This window comes from Parafilimonas sp. (assembly GCF_051953455.1).
Taxonomy (GTDB): Bacteria; Bacteroidota; Bacteroidia; order Chitinophagales; family Chitinophagaceae; genus Parafilimonas.
The window spans coordinates 117,573-134,402 of record NZ_JBQCIT010000006.1; the positions used below are offsets into that span (position 1 = coordinate 117,573).

Sequence of the window (16,830 nt, forward strand, 5' to 3'; positions counted from 1 at the left end):
ATGTCTTCATTCAGCAAACATAGTTCTGCTACAAATTACACCATGCACAATAAGACGGTTTTGGTGCGAGGCGGAAAAAAATATTTTGATTTACTGGAACACATCATTGACCAGGCGCATACTATTATTCATCTCCAGACATATATTTTTAATGAAGATGAAACAGGGAACCGTATCATCAATGCCTTGCTGAAAGCCGCAGGAAGGGGCGTTCAGATTTTTATTGTGCTGGATGGTTATGCATCAAGAAATATCTCGAAGGCATGTATCAAAAACCTTAAATCGGCCGGCATTCATTTTCGCTGGTTTAATCCCATATTCAGAAGCCGGTATTTCTATTTTGGAAGAAGACTTCATCACAAAGTTGCAGTGGCTGATGCCCTTACCGGTTTGGTTGGTGGCGTAAACATTGCTAACAGATATAATGATTTAAGTGAACCTGCATGGCTGGACTGGGCATTGTTTGTGCAGGGTGAAGCTTCCCTGCAGCTTAATAACATCTGTGCAGATATATGGAATAAATCCATGTGGGGCAAACGATCCGGTACCAGGTTTATATTGCCAGAAAACCCTTTGATACCAACTGATATATGTATGGTCCGTGCCCGTGTAAACGATTGGGTACGCGGTAAAAAGCAGATTTCAAAAACATATACTGATATGCTGAAACAAGCTCAGCATTCCGTAACAATTATGTCAAGTTACTTTTTGCCGGGCGTACTTATAAAAAAACATTTAAGTGCCGCTGCAAGGCGTGGGGTAAAAATAAAAATTATTGCAGCAGGAGTATCGGATGTACTATTGGCAAAGCAGGCTGAGCGCTATGTGTATAGCTGGCTGTTTAAAAACAATATTGAAATATATGAATACAAAAAAACGGTTTTGCATGGCAAGCTCAGCACGTATGATAAAAAATTTGTTACGGTGGGATCATACAACATAAATAATGTAAGTGCTTATGCAAGTATTGAATTAAATCTTGATGTGCTGGATGCACCTTTTGCAAAAAAAACAGAAACGGTTTTACAAAAAATAATCCGCGAAGACTGCATACAAATTACGGAAGCGGAATATAATGGGAAAGCAACCTTTTTCATGCATGTATGGCAACGGCTTTGTTACGATATTTATCGCATTATACTTTTTCTTTTTACTTTCTATTTTAAAAGGCGCCATGGCTGATCACCACTGATTCTCTGGAGCAGTGCCGCGATACTTTCCCGGCTCCAGCCGGCAAAGCGGCCACGCTGCACTACAAGCGCATTGCTGCTGTGTTGCAAAAAATAACGAAAAACAAAGGGTGCATTGGCATATTGCCAGCCTGCAATCTGGCCAAAACGCAAATCGTTAAACGCAAGCGTATCATTTTGTAATGAAGCCGTATAGAAGCCTTTTGAAAATCGTTTTAAATCCTGCAATTCCGGATGATCCGACACGCCTTTTAAAAGGTATTCATTGCGCGGAAAAAAATGCAATTGCATCCGAACCTGCTCATCAAAAAGGGAGCGGTAACCTATATAAAAGCCACTGTCAGTTTCAGCAACCACATACCATAATAAAGTATTGAATGGTGTGGGCGTTGAAAAATATTTTGTATAAAGAATATGCTCTGCAGCTAAAGCTTTTTTTACTTCCGTATTAATTTTAATTTTATTAATGCAGCAAAAACATAAATAAAGAGCCGGCAGTATAATGCCAAACCTCCACCAGAACTTTCTTTTTCTCCGGTGTGCTTTTGTAATGACTAATATTAAAAACGCAATACCGGCCCAAACAGAAAAGAACGGATCAATAACAAAAATGGTATTGAATGAAAAGCGATGGTGTGAGAAAGGTTCCAGCCATCCAATACCATAGGCATTAAAACCATCAATAAAAATATGAACCAACATTTCAACGATAAAAAACCCTATCCAGGTCTTTAAAGAAATATTGTGCGGCCTGTGCAGTCTTTCTGCAAGCAATGCCAACAATGGAACTGCAATGCATACAAACAGCAAAGAATGTGTAAATCCACGGTGCGCCAGCAAATTTTCAGCCGGATTTAACCATGCACCTGCAATAAAATCTATATCCGGGAGGCTTTGAACTAAAGCCCCCCACAGCATCGCTTTTCTGCCCAATTTTTTACCGGCAAAAGCCTCGCCTATGCAGGCGCCAATGGCTATATGTGTTAATGAGTCCAATTAAACCGTGGGTTTATCAATCACTGTTTTTATGTCTTCCATCAATTCTACCTGCACTTTTTGAATATCAAAAAGTGTTTTCATTTGTTCGGCAATAAGCAGGTCGAGTTTCTGATGCATATTACGTATTTCGATCTCAGCTTTCAGGTTAATAAGATAATCGTTTATGGCCCGCCGCCTGTCTTTTTCTTCCTTGCGGTTTTGGCTCATCATAATAACGGGTGCCTGCACCGCAGCGAGCGCCGATAAGAAAAGGTTCAGCAGGATAAAGGGGTACGGATCAAAGGCTTTTTTCAGCAATAAAATATTTATGGCCGCCCAGGCAATTAAAAAGGAAACGAACACAATAATAAATTGCCAGCTTCCGCCAAACGCAGCCACACGATCAGCAACACGTTCACTAAAAGAGGTTTCTCTTTCTTCAAATTCCATCAGCTTGTTGGTAATAAGCTTTTCTTCTTCGATTGCTTTTATAACAATGTCATGTAATTTCTCATGCTGCAGGTTTTCACTCTGCAGCAAATCATAAAACTTATCTTTCTCTGTCATACACAGAATAATTTATCATGTTGCAAATACAGCAACTTATTGATCATGCTAAATGATATAGATCATCCTGTCAGCTAATTGTGCTTATAAATATATACCTCCTGAATCATTTCCCGAACTGATACACCTCATATAAAAACTACTTTAAGCTTAATAGGTTTGATACTATAAAAGATTGTTATGAAAGAATTCAATCTAAGAAACGTTCCGGCCGGCGCTCATGAAATGATGGCTTGGCTGATAGTGCTGATGATGATGTTATTTGGTTATAAATACCTTAGAGAAATTGTTGAATATGTTTTATTGAAGTTTTACGACTATTTCATCCAGCACAGATTTTAATGCGGGACTTACGCACATTACTGCATCCATCAGGGTTTAAACTATCGCCTGATGCAAGCCATTAATAATAAGCACCACAGGCTGCATAAATAAAGAAATTGATTTATCAGGCAAGAAATTTACGTAACGGCTTGTAAGCATTTTAATACCGCTTATTAAAATAATACCGGCAATTGCTTTTAATTTCTGCTTTTAGAATACCAGCCATTTTAATTTTTCAAATAACTCACCTTTCTTCCTGCATGAAATGGGCAGCCACTGATTATTGATCATAACCATAACCGGAGGTGGTCCTTTTAAAACCTTTACAACATGCTGCATATTGATAATGTAGGATTTATGTATTCTCCAGAAATGACGGGAAGGTAAAAGGTTTTCAAAATAACACAGGTTTTTACAAACAACATAAGATTGGCCGCCTGATAAAATAATCCTGGAATAGCTGTCCAGCGCTTCCATATACAAAATTCTTCCAAGCTCTATAATTTCATATCCATTTGCAACACGAAAAATAATTTTGTGTTGTATGTTTAGGGTATTTTCAGAGCTGTCTTTATGAATTGTTTTCATAGCAAGTTTTGTGGATTATAGTTTACGAGATTATATAGTTAGTATATAATACTGTAGGTTTATGGCACCTCAGCAGTTGTTGTTCTGCATTTTCATTTTAGTAATTATATAATATGTTTCAATTTGCCAGGCCAAAACGTGAGCGCTTAAATAAGAGAGTAAAAAAATTTAATTATGCCGTGTGGAAGTGATTGCTGTTTGTTTCCATCTTTTCAGATAAGCTAATCCATCAACTATTTTCTCATTCACAGATGTATCAATATACATTTCTTCCATCTTTTCCTTAACCAGGTTTTGCATTTCATCGAGTGTGATACCAGGATTTGTAAACGCTCCGCTCTGGTAGCAGTATTTACAATATTCATGATTTTTAGAGCCATCACTTTCGGTACCTAACATGCTTTCATCAGTTAAAGGCATACCGCAACTTTGACAAATATTTTCTGTATACATAATATAAAATTTTCAAGGTTTAACTATCGGCAATCCAGCCGCCGTCAACAGGCATACAAATACCTGTTACAAAAGAAGCACTGTCGCTACACAACCATATAACCGCATTCGCCACTTCATCTGCATTTCCCATTCTTCCCATAGGCTCCATATCAACGTATTTTTTTTCAACTTCTTTATCCCTGCCAGTAATGCGGTCTATCATGGGTGTTTCAATAACGCCGGGGCAAACAGCATTTACACGAATATTTTGTTTGGCATTTTCCAGTGCTGTTGTTTTTGTAATACCGCTTACACCATGCTTGCTTGCAACATAAGCGGGCAATGCAGGAAAACCAATTAACCCGGCTACAGAAGCACAATTTACAATAGCACCTTTGCCTTGTTTCAGCATTTCCGGAATTTCATATTTCATGCAAAGCCATACACCTTTGAGATTGACAGCTATGGTTCTGTCCCAGTTTTCTTCGGTGCAATCCTGCGTGTTGGCAAAACTGCCTTCAATACCGGCATTATTAAAAGCAAAATCCAGTCTTCCAAAAGTTGCAACCGTTTCCGCAATCATTGCTTTTACATCACCGCTTTTTGCAACGTCACATTTTATAAATATGCCTTCGCTGCCGGCCGCCTTAACCATGTTCAATGTTTCCTGAACCTTGTCTTCTACAAAATCAGCAACCACAACCTTTGCGCCTTTGGCAGCAAATGCTGCAGCTGCAGCCCGGCCTATACCATAGCTTCCGCCTGTAACCAGGGCCACTTTATTTTTAAAACTATTTTCCATAAGTATAATTACTATTGATAAGCCTCATCTTACTGCTTCCTGCCGTTCTTTGTACTGCTTAAGCTGGTGTAAGATTTTTTTTATTGATTGATACAATGCTTTATCAAAGTCTGCTGCACTTTCCTTTACAAACAGCACCCGTTGCGGGAGCAACATTTTTGCTTCTATACAATACTTTTTTCCTTTCTCATCGCCTTGATCAGAAACAATGATATCACAAGCAGTAATGCGCTGATAAAACTTTTTTAAAAGCGCTATTTTATGTTCAATTTTTGCTTTTCTTTTTTCCGATAAATCAAAATGCGGTGATGCTATATTTATTTCCATTATTACGCTTTTATTAAAATTATCTATCCGTTATACAGCTATCTATAACCTGTATCAAGCAGTAGCATGATAGTCCTCATTGCAGTCATGATGCTTATAAAATGCATTCCGCAGGTTCTATAATTGAAGAACGGAGATGCACATAATTGCAGGTAATAAAAGATTGCTCGTTATCTGCCAGCTTTCTTTCAATACCATTTATCTTTTCTGCCTCCAGTTGTATTGCTGCTTTGGTTTTTTTAATTGCGAGATAAATTTTTTTAACATCGCTGAATATCTCCCCTCTTTTAATTGCAGCATAATACGCATCGGTTAAAATATGCAAGCGTTGCTGCAGGCTTTGCTTATCGCTGTGATAATGCTGCACGAGAATAACATTAATGGTATGCCCGGAAGTATCTGAATTCATGGTCTGCAATTTTGTGGTTACTGATTGGCCTGTATATAAGGCTGCTTTCAAATCTAAAAATGCCTTATTTAATTTTCTTTGATTTACATCAGTGCCGGTGATGATTTTTATAGGCCCTGAACAGGGAATTAAGCAGTGTGCATTTTAAAAAAGCGATCATAGTGTAGCGGGGTAAAATATGCGGATGCCTTCCTCCTGCGCCTGCTAACTAATTAAAGTAAACCAATCCCGCGGTTACTTTGAACCAATTGTCTCATTTCCGGAAGCAGTGATTAATCTTTATTACTTAATCCAGAAAAAGAATCGCTGTTTCAATAACCGTTTCAAATATCCCGGTCAATCTTCTTATATAATTTACCAATTTTAAAAGAATGATCAACCCGGGTTGTAATACACATAGGTTAGCAACGGCACTTCACCGCAAAGATTGGTTAATTTGATTTTGACTTCAATACGCAACAGATCTTAAATTCTGACCTCTACTAAACCAGGCTTTAATATATTCCGAACGTTTCGTTGTTATGAGCTAATACGATTACAACACCATCCTGTTTTTACCGATACTATTCTCAATTAATTTCTTTATTTCAGTTGGCATTACGGCTATTATATCTTCAAACGCACCGTTTGACAAATAATAATTAAGCGTTCTAAAAACTGCCTTAACGGAATTTTCAACTGCGGCATAATTTTCAAAATCCTGTAAAGCCATGCTCTTATCATACAGGCATACCTCGTTAAAAAAATCAAGTGGTACGTGCAATTTTTTTACTGCAGCATTCACATGCCATTGCTCAACATATACACCTTTAACGGCAACCGGCAATTGTGCCATCAGCTGCACAGATGCCTGTATGCTTACATGATCGCGCAGCACATGAAGCACAGCTTTTAAAATACGAAATGCTTTTTCATTGGATATCTGCAAATCTTCTGCAAGCAGGTGGAGCAGTTCATTGCCTTTAGCTGCATATTTATCAAAAGGAGTAGCCATAAAATATTTTTACCAGTTAAAAATCAGGCATAAAAATATCTTCCCTGAAAAGCCATTCCAATGATTGAAATCAGTAGCGCTAATAATTTAAATCAGGATGGCCCTTTCCTAGCGCTTCCTTTATGACTATAGTTTTGAATGATACAGCTTTGTAAATAATACGCAAGCTTTTTGTAGGCAATGTGGTAATGTAATAAAGTTATTATAATGCTACAATCAGGATCATCTATTCTGTTGACAGCAATCATTTCTTTTAAAACAATAACAAAATAATTTAGTTTGACAGTAGAGATTAAACATCTTTTTGAAGCCTGAACATAATATAACATCATTTATCACCAATCATTTTTCCGCAACTTTTTATAATCTAAAATCTGTTTTATGAAAACAAAACTTACTCTTCTTATTGTATTAATTTTTATTACAAGTGCATCAATTATAGCACAAACCAACATTACCGCAAAATCACCGGTTTGGTTTACGGGTGGCAACAGGAATACCAATCCGCTTACCAATTTTTTGGGCTCTATTGATAATAAAGATGTAGTGTTTCGAACCAATAATATGGAACGGTTGCGCCTTACCAAAGCCGGCGCTGTTGGCATAGGCATTGCCAACCCGCAGCACAAACTTGATGTAAATGGTAATATTAATGTGGCGGAAGATTCCGGCATTTACATTGGAAATGACAGGGTGCTTTTTACGCCCGGGTTTTATAACCACAACATTTTTGTTGGGGAATTTTCAGGGAATGAAAATGGCGGATTCCAAAACACTGCTGTAGGATATGTTGCCTTAAAATCTGTTATTAATTACGGCAACGCCAACGTAGCCGTGGGTAGTTTTGCTTTAACAGCAAACACTGAAGGCAATGGCAACAGTGCTTTGGGCTGGAGTGCACTCACTACTAATACCACCGGCTATGACAATACCGCTTGCGGGTCAGCTGCGCTGTATTTTAATACCACCGGGTCTGTAAATACGGCTATGGGTATGTTTGCTTTAGATGCAAATGTTACCGGATCGGAAAACATGGCGGCTGGTTTTGGCGCATTAGCCACCAACAGCACCGGCCTAAGCAATACGGCTATCGGATACCGTGCAGATGTGAATGCGCCCGATCTTATCAACAGCACGGCCATAGGCGATTCAGCGCTGGCCACTGCTTCTAACCAGGTGCGCATAGGCAACAGTAATGTGACGAGTATAGGTGGCTTTGCGAACTGGACAAATATTTCAGATGGAAGAGTGAAGAAGAATATAAAAGAAAATGTACCGGGCTTATCATTTATCAACAAACTAAAACCTGTTACTTATCAACTTGATTTTACAGCGGCGAATAAAATTCTTCAGCGTGTTGTGAATAAAATGATTGATGGAAAAATAATTGCCACGTCAAATGATAACAAATCATCACAGGTTGCAAAAGAACAAACAACTTACACCGGTTTTATAGCACAGGATGTAGAAAAAGCAGCCAAAGCTTTAAACTATGATTTCAGCGGCGTTGATGCTGCAAAGAATGACAAAGATTTATACGGATTAAGGTATGCAGAATTTGTAGTGCCCCTGGTTAAAGCGGTACAGGAATTATCTGTAAAAAATGATGCGCTTGAAGATAAAAATAAGCAACTTGAAAAAAGGATAAAAAAACTTGAAGCATTAGTAAATGCGCAATTTCCCGATGTATTATCACAATCATCTTACAATTTAACTGCCAACGCGGCACTGGTAAAAATATCACCTAATCCTGTTCAGTCAATTTTAAATATTGAACTTACCAAAGCCGGAACGGGTAAAAAAACAATAAACCTCTATGATGCAAATGGACGGCTCCTCATCACCGAATCTGCAGAAAGCAATGCACAATTAAATGTAAAACAATTTACGCCGGGCACGTACCTGGTAAAAGTATTTGACGCAGAAGGCAGGCTGTTATCTACCAGCAAAATAATAAAACAATAGTTGAAGGATCATGCATTTCCGAATGCGTTTATATAAACGCCCATAAACTGCAATTAAATTTTTAAAGACATGATTTCAATCATCTCTTAATAAACCGGCATCATGAAAAACAGGAACTGCTTCTTTTAAATTTATGTTTATTTAATAGACATGAAAAACGATATTTATACAGACTATTCAGTTTACCCCGGACAGTTTGTTTCTGAAAACAATGAAGCCGCTATTATTGAACAAACAATGAATACGCCTGACGATAATCCTAATTTGCCATATGTGAATATTAAAGAATTGATTGATGAATATAAAATTGAGATTGGCGTACCCGTAGGAATTGAAAGAGAGAAACTGATTGTATTTGCTGAAAACAATTTGCTGCTCATTTGCAGTGCAGATGAAGGTAAGCTAATGAAAAAAGGGAAAACCTTTCAGCGGCATATTCAATTGCCGGATGATGCAGATGCCGAATTGGCCATAGCAGAATATAAACGCAACATACTGCACTGTTATATTCCAAAAGCAAAGCAGGCCTATGGCACAGGGAAAACAAGAATTGTTGTGTATTAAATATATCCTGGCAGGATAATTTGTTAACCTTGTTTATTTCAAACACTGAAGCCAGGCTAAACTTACTATAAAATATAAGGTAACAAAAACATAGAAAGACTAATGATATTATTGACAATAATCATTAGCATGGCTGATGGCAGTCAGGCGTTGTAAATGCTCTTTCGGGCATATTTGTTGTTCAATAATTAACTATGGAACCATACATAAAAAAATTCAGCGAAACAGGCATTGATGATGTTGCATCTGTTGGCGGTAAAAATGCATCGCTGGGCGAAATGTATAATAAACTTTCTTCAAAAGGCATTCGTGTTCCTGATGGCTTTGCAACCACATCTTATGCGTTCAAAAAATTTTTAGAGGCGAATAAAATAACGGATGCGATTCAGCAGGTTTTATCATCGCTTGATAAAAAGAATTATTCAAATCTTGATGAAATAAGCGCTAAAGCCAGAGCATTAATGTCAAATGCAAAAATGCCCGATGAAATTGCAAAGGAAATTATTCAGCATTACCATGAGTTGTACAAAAACAAACCTGTTGAAGTTGCCGTGCGCAGCAGTGCAACCGCAGAAGACCTCCCTAATGCAAGTTTTGCCGGCCAGCATGAATCTTACTTAAATATTAAAGGCGACAAAGCCGTTGTTGAAGCCGTGCATAAATGTTTCACTTCTCTGTATACTGCACGCGCAATCAAATACCGTGAAGACAATGGCTTTGAGCATGATAAAGTTTTGTTATCAGCCGGTGTGCAAAAAATGGTACGTTCAGACAAGGCCTGTTCAGGGGTAGGCTTCACACTTGAGCCTGAATCAGGGTTTAGAGATGTAATTCATCTTGCAGGTGTTTGGGGCCTTGGTGAAAACATTGTACAGGGCGCCGTTACACCTGATGAATTTTATATTTTTAAACCAACATTGCGACAGGGAAAAAATGCCATCATACAAAAAAAGATTGGCTCAAAATTGCAGACAATGGTGTATGCCCATAAAAAATCAACTGCATCCACTATTAATATAAGCACACCTTTAAAAAAACGTAACCAGTATGTTTTAAATGACGACGAAATAATACAGCTTGCGAACTGGGCCTTACTTATTGAAGAGCATTATCAGAGACAAATGGATATTGAATGGGCAAAAGACGGCCTGACAAATGAATTATTTATTATACAGGCAAGACCGGAGACCGTGCATTCACAAAAAAATACGGCATTGATTGAAGAATATGAATTGAAAGAAAAAGGTACCGCATTAACATCAGGCAATGCGATAGGAGAAAAAGTTGCTACCGGCATTGCACGTATTCTTCTTTCGCCGAATGATGCATCAAAGCTGAAACAAGATGAAATAATCGTTACAGATATCACAAGCCCCGACTGGGATCCAATATTAAAAAAAGCATCTGCCATTATTACCAACAAAGGTGGCAGAACAAGCCATGCTTCTATTGTGGCCCGCGAACAGGGCGTGCCTGCAGTTGTTGGTTGTACCGATGCCACTGTTGCAATTAAAGACGGGCAAACCGTTACGGTAAGTTGCTGTGAAGGAAGCACGGGTTACGTTTATGATGGTAAGTTAAATTTTGAAAAAAAGGAAATTGACATCAGCAAACTAAAGAAGCCGGATTCAACAGAAGTAATGCTGATACTGGCCGACCCAGATAAAGCATTTCAATTATCCTTTTATCCAAATGATGGCGTTGGCTTATTGCGGCTCGAATTTATTATTACGCATTTTATACAGGCGCACACGATGGCCCTGGTGAATTTTGAATCAGTGAAGGATAAAACAGCCAAACAAAAAATAAAAAAGATTACGCAAGGTTATAGTGATAAAAAAGAATTTTTTGTTGACAGGCTTTCGCAAGGCATTGCTACCATTGCTGCTGCATTTTATCCCAAAGATGTAATTGTGCGCATGAGCGATTTTAAAACGAATGAATACGCTAACCTCATAGGCGGTAAACAATTTGAGCCGGAAGAAGAAAACCCGATGTTGGGTTTCAGGGGTGCTTCAAGATACTACAGCAATTTGTATAAAGATGGCTTTAAGCTTGAGTGCAGTGCAATAAAAAAAGTGCGGGAAGAAATGGGGCTGAATAATGTAAAAATAATGATCCCGTTTTGCAGAACGGTTGAGGAAGGAAAAAAGGTAATACAGACTATGAAAGAGTTTGGTTTAAACAGGAGCGAAGATGAATCACTTGAAATTTATGTGATGGCGGAAATACCTTCCAACGTTTTGCTGGCCGAACAGTTTGCTGAATTATTTGATGGATTTTCTATCGGCTCAAATGATTTAACACAGCTTACCCTGGGTGTTGACAGAGATTCAACTTTGGTATCAGGTATTTTTAGTGAGCAAAATGAAGCAGCCAAAGAAATGATAAGTATGGTAATAAAAAAAGCAAATGCGTGCGGCACGCATATAGGCTTGTGCGGCCAGGCGCCAAGCGATTTTCCGGAGTTTGCACAGTTTCTTGTGGAAGAAGGTATCAATAGCATTTCCTTCAATGCAGATGCTTTGCTTAAAGGAATTGAAAACATTAATAAGGCTGAGAAAGCTTTGCGTTTACCGGCTTAACTTCTCTCCAGGTATGAAGCAAAAAGAAATAACCGGGATAGTTGAAACACTGTTTAAAACAATCAACAAATTATTACCTAAAATTCTCAAAGAATTTAATGCGGATGATATTCATTATTTCCGGATAGCCGTAAAAAAATTACGGGCGTTTTTACGTTTGGTTAAAGCCAATGACAAAGAAGGCAAAGCAACTCTTCCAAAACAGCTCAAAACATTCTATGGTTATATTGGCATTATCCGGAACGTACAGTTACAGAAACATGCGATTTTTAAGTATGTAACCGAATATAAAATTGAACAGCCAAAAACATATATACAGATTTTAGATGAAGAAAAAAGTTATTGGGAAAAGCAAGCCGCTGATCTGATGACTGATAATAGTTTTAAAGACAATGAACACGGCATTTTAAAGAAGCTGCCAGCCAAGCTGGAAAAATCAACAACAAAAAGGTTTCTTAAAACAAGGCTGACCGGTTTAAAGGCGCAGTTAAAAAATATGAAAGAAGACAATCCTATTCACACTGTCCGCAAAATTTTAAAAGATATTTTATATAACCTGCATTACTTGGTTCCTGAGCATTTACCAAAGCCCGTTTCCAAAGAAGAAGATTTAAAATTGCTTACAAAGCAACTGGGCGATTTTAGAGATAAATGCATTCAGCTTGAACTTTTATCAGATGAATACTGGATAAGGTAGCAGATGCAAATGAAAAACAACTGCTGCTACAAATGAAAAAAAAGTTTTTGCATGAAAAACACAGTATGATGGAACAGCTGGCCTCTGTATGTACAAATATGTTTGAAAAAATATGAATGAAATTATAAATATGCCTGCCATTGTAACCATCACCTTTAATCCATGCATTGATAAAAGCAGTTCCGTTGATGTATTGTTACCGGACAAAAAGCTAAGATGTACCGCTTTTAAAAATGAAGCAGGCGGTGGCGGTATTAATGTAGCAAGAGCAATAAAAAAGTTAGGTGGAGATGCCCTGGCTATTTATCTCGGCGGTGGTTACACAGGGGTGGTTTTGCAAAACTTACTCAAAGCAGAATCGATAGCCGCTGAAGTTATTGATACAGGGATTGACACGAGGGAAAACATTATGATTGTGGACAAAGCCACCAATTTTCAATACCGTTTTATAACACCGGGCCATCCTATTGAAGAAACACATTGGAAACAATGTCTTGCCCTTCTTGAAAACATGCATTCAATTGAGTACCTGGTTGTAAGCGGAAGCATGCAGCCTGGCTTTCCACAGAATATATTTGAGCGCATCGCTGTTATAGCAAAACAAAAAAAAGCAAAGCTTATTCTTGATATTCCTGCAGAAGCATTAAGCGCTCATACAATAAAAGATGTATTCATTTTAAAGCCTAATCTTAATGAATTAAGCATGCTTGCAGGCAAAGAAGAATTGCTTGGTGATGAAATAACAACAGCAGCAAGAAGTATCATTTCAAAAAATATTTGCGAGGTGGTGATTGTATCAATGGGCGCTGCGGGTGCATTGCTTGTTACAAAAGATATTGCTGAACAATTCATGGCGCCGCCTGTAAAACGCAAAAGTACTGTTGGCGCGGGTGATAGTATGGTAGCAGGTATTGTTACGTATCTGTCAGCCGGTAAAGATATAAGGGAAGCAGTGCGGTATGGCATTGCCTGTGGCACTGCAGCCACCTTAAATGAAGGAACGCAGTTGTGTAATATTAAAGATGTTACGGGCCTTTATCAACTGATGCAACAGTATGAAAAGTAGAATAAACATTTCAGGTAATTTATTTTTAAATTCGTAAAATCGGGGAAGCATTTATTGCCGGGCATCTTTCGCCATATCATCTTTTTAAAAGCTTATATACATCTTTATAATAAACTACATTATTGTCTGCATTAATGCCCGCCGTGCTGTAAATAATAAAAACGGGTACCGTGTTAGTGAGGTCAAGTTCCATTGGCTTTTCATCTTTTAAACAGGATTGGATAAACGTTGAATCAACCGGGGTAGGCAAAATAAGATTAGCCAGCTCAAGCGGTTTTTCTATGCGGATGCAGCCATGGCTGTAAAAACGATTTGACCGAAGAAATGCAAGCTTATTGTTGGTATCATGCATATAAACATTAAAAGGATCTGTGAGGTTAAACTTCATTACACCCAGTGCATTATCACAGCCCGTTGACTGGCGCAGCCTGTAAGGGAAATTATATTTATTATAAGAAGACCAGTTAAGCGATGAAGGATCTATGATCTTCCCATTATTATCTATAACCTGCATTTTCATATCCTCTATCAGCCCCGGGCTTTTTCTAAACAAGGGCAGCAGTTCCTTGTTTGTAATGGATGCAGGTACATTCCAATAGGGATATAAAATTACTTTGTTGCAATAAGCAGCAAACCTGGGTGTTTGTGTGGAAGGCTTGCCAACCACAACCTTCATTCGTAAAGCAACGGTATCGGCCTGGTAATAACCTAATTCAGCAGAAGGTATGTTTACAACAATATACCGTTCAAATTTAAAATGGTTTATCCATCGTAAATAATTCAATGTGCGCTTAAGCTGCATCATATTGTAAAAAGAATGGCTTGCAGCTTGTCGCTGATATTCGGATTTTAAAACAGCATACGCATCGCCTGCAGGCTCCAGGCTGTTGATTACATCTTCAAAGCAATTTCCATTGCATAGCGCAACAAGCCTGTTTAAGATTATTCGCTTATTAATTTCTGTGTACTTTGATGAAAGCTCATCGTGGCGGGCATTATTATTACTGCCTTCATACAGGTCTTTAAAAAAAGAAATGGCAGCATCTGTAAATATCAGTTCGCAACGTTTAAGAATACCAGAGTCTTCTTCCCCCGGCGCTATTTTTACAAGTTCATGCAGCGCCGTGTAATGATAATCATTACCGGCAAGCCCCCAGTTTTCAGCGCTGTCAATAACGGTTAAAAATTTATTTCTCAGCGAAGCTGCCGCTGTGTCTCCCGTCCAGAAATTCTGTTTATCGAGCAATGTATAAAACGCTGATACCATCTCAGGGTAGCGCAAAGTTTCACTATTATTCTTTTGTGCCTGTATAATAAATATGTTGCAGCAAAACAAAGTAAAAAGAACAAGATGCCTGATCATGATTTGGGTTAATGATTTAAACAACAAAAGCCCCCGCCTTTACGGCGGGGGCAAAACATAGCACCCCCATTTCAGCTATTTAATTGCAATAGACTTTGGAGGTGTTTTAGCTGCTTCGTTCTTCGGCAATACAATGTTTAAAACGCCTTCTTCATATTTCGCTTCAATCTTATCGCGCTTTACTTCTTCGGGTAAAGTAAATGAGCGGCTGAAGGAGGAATAGTTATATTCCCTGCGGTTATAGTTTTGATCTTTTTCTTCTTTTGTTTCTTCTTTCTCTGAACTGATGGTCAGTATATCGCCATCCAGGTCAATCTTGAAATCATCTTTCTTCATACCGGGTGCAGCCACAGCAACATTATACTGCCTGTCATTTTCGGTAATGTTTACAGCAGGCACAGAAAGTGCTTTTTCAAATCCATTGTCGAGCCAGTTATTCCAGGGTTTAAAGAAATCGTTTACAAACGAAGGCAGCAGGCTTGTTCCCCTGGTTAGTGCATTTGTTGACATAAAATTTTTTTTAGAGTTATAAAAATTATTTACAACAAAGCTATTTCCCGGTGTGATCTTTTCAAATGATGGCAGTCAGCCTCATGCCTGAGTTTTATCAATTGTCAACCCTGTATTACCAGCAATGGTACAGCGGTATTTTTGAAAATATTTCCAAACTCACTTCTGTACACAAGCCTGTGAAAGAAACGCTCTTTATGGTACATCAGCACCATCATACCGGGCTTTTTTGTTTTAATATAAGCTGAAATTCCATCGGGCACAGAATTATTTTCCACATAATTAAAATGCACATTATAACGGCTTAAATGTTTTTTAAGCGATGCAAATTGTTTTTCTTTTTCAATTTTAAAATTTGGATTATTGTTTACATACACTACATCAAGCCGTGCATCAAACAGCCTGAGCCATTTACGCAATTGCTTAGATAGATCACTGAAATTTTCAGCCAGCAAATCTGTTGCGAAAGCAATGGCTGAAACATTGGCAAACTTTGCTTTTTCAGGTATTAGTAAAACAGGAAACTGCGCATGTTTTGCCGTGTGCAAAGCCACGCTTCCGAATATAATATTTTGCAGGTTGCCTGCACCTTTTGATCCAAGAATAATGGCAAGCGGTTTTTTATTTTTGGCCTCCTCTTTAATTGCGCTATTCGTATCTCCTTCCATTATATTGTAAGCAATCTTTACAAGATTAGCCGTTCTTTTCTCAAGTTTCCGTTTCAGCAATTGAAGCTTATGGGCACCCTGTTCATACATTTCATTTTCAAGTTGTACCACGTAATCCGGAATATCCGTTATAACAGGCACCTGAATCACATGTAATATTTCAAGCCTGGCATTTATTGCAGCAGCCATGTCTGCAGCATAATTCACTGCATTTAAAGAAGCTTTTGAAAAATCGGTAGCTGTAACAAGTGTTTTCATAACTATTGCTTTAATCCAAAAGTCTTCTGGTTCTGCAATTAAAATACTGATTAAAATTATAGGTGCATATGATTGCTGTCAATCATATGCAGGCGCTCTCATTCCAATTTGCATGCAGGGTAGTTTTTCAATACCGGTTGCATGAACTGCGATGTCCCGGTTATAATTTATTCCAATTATGTGCTATGATACTTATATCACAAATAATCTTTTATGTATTATTTCAGGCGCAGGTAAATAAACCGGAAGCGCAACAGCTAAGACCTGAAATACCGGTTTTATGTTATCACCAGGTGCGTAACTGGCAGGCCTCTGACTCAAAATCTGCAAGAACATATATACTGCCACCGGAAAAGTTTGCTGTGCAAATGAAGTTACTGGCAGACAGCGGTTATCATGCCATCACACCCGATGAATTGTTAGGTTATTTGCATACCAAAAGTCCACTCCCGCCGAAGCCTGTAATGTTAAGTTTTGATGATGGCACGGCTTCACAGTTTATGAACGCAGTTCCCGTTTTAAATCAATATCATTTTAACG

18 protein-coding genes and 1 pseudogene are annotated in these 16,830 nt (G+C 38.2%); 8 read left to right on the plus strand and 11 right to left on the minus strand.

All coding sequences use genetic code 11. The annotated features are described in order from the left end of the window. Positions 1-1,182: a phospholipase D-like domain-containing protein gene (locus ACTHN6_RS01555; RefSeq protein WP_440433949.1), complete on the plus strand. Its 1,182-nt coding sequence runs from the start codon at positions 1-3 to the stop codon at positions 1,180-1,182. Here ACTHN6_RS01555 and ACTHN6_RS01560 read toward each other — a convergent pair. Together ACTHN6_RS01560 and ACTHN6_RS01565 are read right to left on the minus strand one after the other, a co-directional pair. Continuing rightward, positions 1,158-2,186 (minus strand): metal-dependent hydrolase, encoded by a 1,029-nt coding sequence (locus ACTHN6_RS01560; protein ID WP_440433950.1) that lies wholly within the window; start codon positions 2,184-2,186, stop codon positions 1,158-1,160. The two genes, ACTHN6_RS01555 and ACTHN6_RS01560, sit on opposite strands and share 25 nt — an antisense overlap. Next, positions 2,187-2,735: a DUF1003 domain-containing protein gene (locus ACTHN6_RS01565; protein WP_440433951.1), complete on the minus strand. Its 549-nt coding sequence runs from the start codon at positions 2,733-2,735 to the stop codon at positions 2,187-2,189. A 180-nt stretch (positions 2,736-2,915) separates the two neighbouring features. Here ACTHN6_RS01565 and ACTHN6_RS01570 point away from each other — a divergent pair, with 180 nt between their 5' ends. After that, positions 2,916-3,077 carry a hypothetical protein gene (locus tag ACTHN6_RS01570; protein WP_440433952.1) on the plus strand — a complete coding sequence of 54 codons (162 nt, stop codon included), beginning with the start codon at positions 2,916-2,918 and terminating at the stop codon, positions 3,075-3,077. A 192-nt stretch (positions 3,078-3,269) separates the two neighbouring features. Here the strand turns inward: ACTHN6_RS01570 and ACTHN6_RS01575 are convergent, their stop codons facing one another. From ACTHN6_RS01575 to ACTHN6_RS01600, 6 genes are all read right to left on the minus strand, one after another. Beyond that, positions 3,270-3,647, minus strand: coding sequence for a LytR/AlgR family response regulator transcription factor (locus ACTHN6_RS01575; RefSeq protein ID WP_440433953.1), 378 nt, complete (start codon positions 3,645-3,647; stop codon positions 3,270-3,272). Positions 3,648-3,815: 168 nt separating this feature from the next. Next, positions 3,816-4,100 (minus strand): zinc ribbon domain-containing protein, encoded by a 285-nt coding sequence (locus tag ACTHN6_RS01580; RefSeq protein WP_440433954.1) that lies wholly within the window; start codon positions 4,098-4,100, stop codon positions 3,816-3,818. A 19-nt stretch (positions 4,101-4,119) separates the two neighbouring features. Beyond that, positions 4,120-4,884 carry an SDR family oxidoreductase gene (locus tag ACTHN6_RS01585; protein ID WP_440433955.1) on the minus strand — a complete coding sequence of 255 codons (765 nt, stop codon included), beginning with the start codon at positions 4,882-4,884 and terminating at the stop codon, positions 4,120-4,122. A 24-nt stretch (positions 4,885-4,908) separates the two neighbouring features. Then, the gene (hpf, locus tag ACTHN6_RS01590) at positions 4,909-5,211 is read right to left on the minus strand and encodes a ribosome hibernation-promoting factor, HPF/YfiA family (RefSeq protein ID WP_440433956.1); all 303 of its coding nucleotides are present in this window, start codon (positions 5,209-5,211) and stop codon (positions 4,909-4,911) included. Between the two features lie 94 nt (positions 5,212-5,305). Beyond that, positions 5,306-5,620 carry a hypothetical protein gene (locus tag ACTHN6_RS01595; RefSeq protein WP_440433957.1) on the minus strand — a complete coding sequence of 105 codons (315 nt, stop codon included), beginning with the start codon at positions 5,618-5,620 and terminating at the stop codon, positions 5,306-5,308. A gap of 535 nt (positions 5,621-6,155) precedes the next feature. Next, the gene (locus ACTHN6_RS01600; RefSeq protein ID WP_440433958.1) at positions 6,156-6,614 is read right to left on the minus strand and encodes a DUF2267 domain-containing protein; all 459 of its coding nucleotides are present in this window, start codon (positions 6,612-6,614) and stop codon (positions 6,156-6,158) included. A gap of 381 nt (positions 6,615-6,995) precedes the next feature. Between ACTHN6_RS01600 and ACTHN6_RS01605 the strand changes: the two genes are divergently transcribed. The 5 genes from ACTHN6_RS01605 to ACTHN6_RS01625 all read left to right on the plus strand — a co-directional run bounded on the left by ACTHN6_RS01605 (position 6,996) and on the right by ACTHN6_RS01625 (position 13,491). Beyond that, positions 6,996-8,579, plus strand: a complete 1,584-nt coding sequence (locus tag ACTHN6_RS01605; RefSeq protein WP_440433959.1) for a T9SS type A sorting domain-containing protein — start codon at positions 6,996-6,998, stop codon at positions 8,577-8,579. 150 nt (positions 8,580-8,729) lie between these two features. Beyond that, the gene (locus ACTHN6_RS01610) at positions 8,730-9,143 is read left to right on the plus strand and encodes an Hsp20/alpha crystallin family protein (protein WP_440433960.1); all 414 of its coding nucleotides are present in this window, start codon (positions 8,730-8,732) and stop codon (positions 9,141-9,143) included. A 194-nt stretch (positions 9,144-9,337) separates the two neighbouring features. Further along, positions 9,338-11,728, plus strand: coding sequence for a phosphoenolpyruvate synthase (gene ppsA / locus ACTHN6_RS01615; RefSeq protein ID WP_440433961.1), 2,391 nt, complete (start codon positions 9,338-9,340; stop codon positions 11,726-11,728). Between the two features lie 13 nt (positions 11,729-11,741). After that, positions 11,742-12,425: a CHAD domain-containing protein gene (locus ACTHN6_RS01620; RefSeq protein ID WP_440433962.1), complete on the plus strand. Its 684-nt coding sequence runs from the start codon at positions 11,742-11,744 to the stop codon at positions 12,423-12,425. Between the two features lie 112 nt (positions 12,426-12,537). Beyond that, positions 12,538-13,491 (plus strand): 1-phosphofructokinase family hexose kinase, encoded by a 954-nt coding sequence (locus ACTHN6_RS01625; RefSeq protein WP_440433963.1) that lies wholly within the window; start codon positions 12,538-12,540, stop codon positions 13,489-13,491. Between the two features lie 76 nt (positions 13,492-13,567). On the opposite strand, the gene ACTHN6_RS01630 is transcribed toward ACTHN6_RS01625, so the two are convergent. The 3 genes from ACTHN6_RS01630 to ACTHN6_RS01640 all read right to left on the minus strand — a co-directional run bounded on the left by ACTHN6_RS01630 (position 13,568) and on the right by ACTHN6_RS01640 (position 16,290). Continuing rightward, positions 13,568-14,854, minus strand: coding sequence for a L,D-transpeptidase family protein (locus tag ACTHN6_RS01630; protein WP_440433964.1), 1,287 nt, complete (start codon positions 14,852-14,854; stop codon positions 13,568-13,570). Between the two features lie 75 nt (positions 14,855-14,929). Further along, the gene (locus ACTHN6_RS01635) at positions 14,930-15,364 is read right to left on the minus strand and encodes an Hsp20/alpha crystallin family protein (RefSeq protein ID WP_440433965.1); all 435 of its coding nucleotides are present in this window, start codon (positions 15,362-15,364) and stop codon (positions 14,930-14,932) included. Between the two features lie 104 nt (positions 15,365-15,468). Beyond that, positions 15,469-16,290, minus strand: coding sequence for a universal stress protein (locus ACTHN6_RS01640; RefSeq protein WP_440433966.1), 822 nt, complete (start codon positions 16,288-16,290; stop codon positions 15,469-15,471). 185 nt (positions 16,291-16,475) lie between these two features. On the opposite strand from ACTHN6_RS01640, the pseudogene ACTHN6_RS01645 reads away from it, so the two are divergent. Continuing rightward, positions 16,476-16,830: pseudogene (locus ACTHN6_RS01645) on the plus strand (hypothetical protein); the annotation flags it as partial.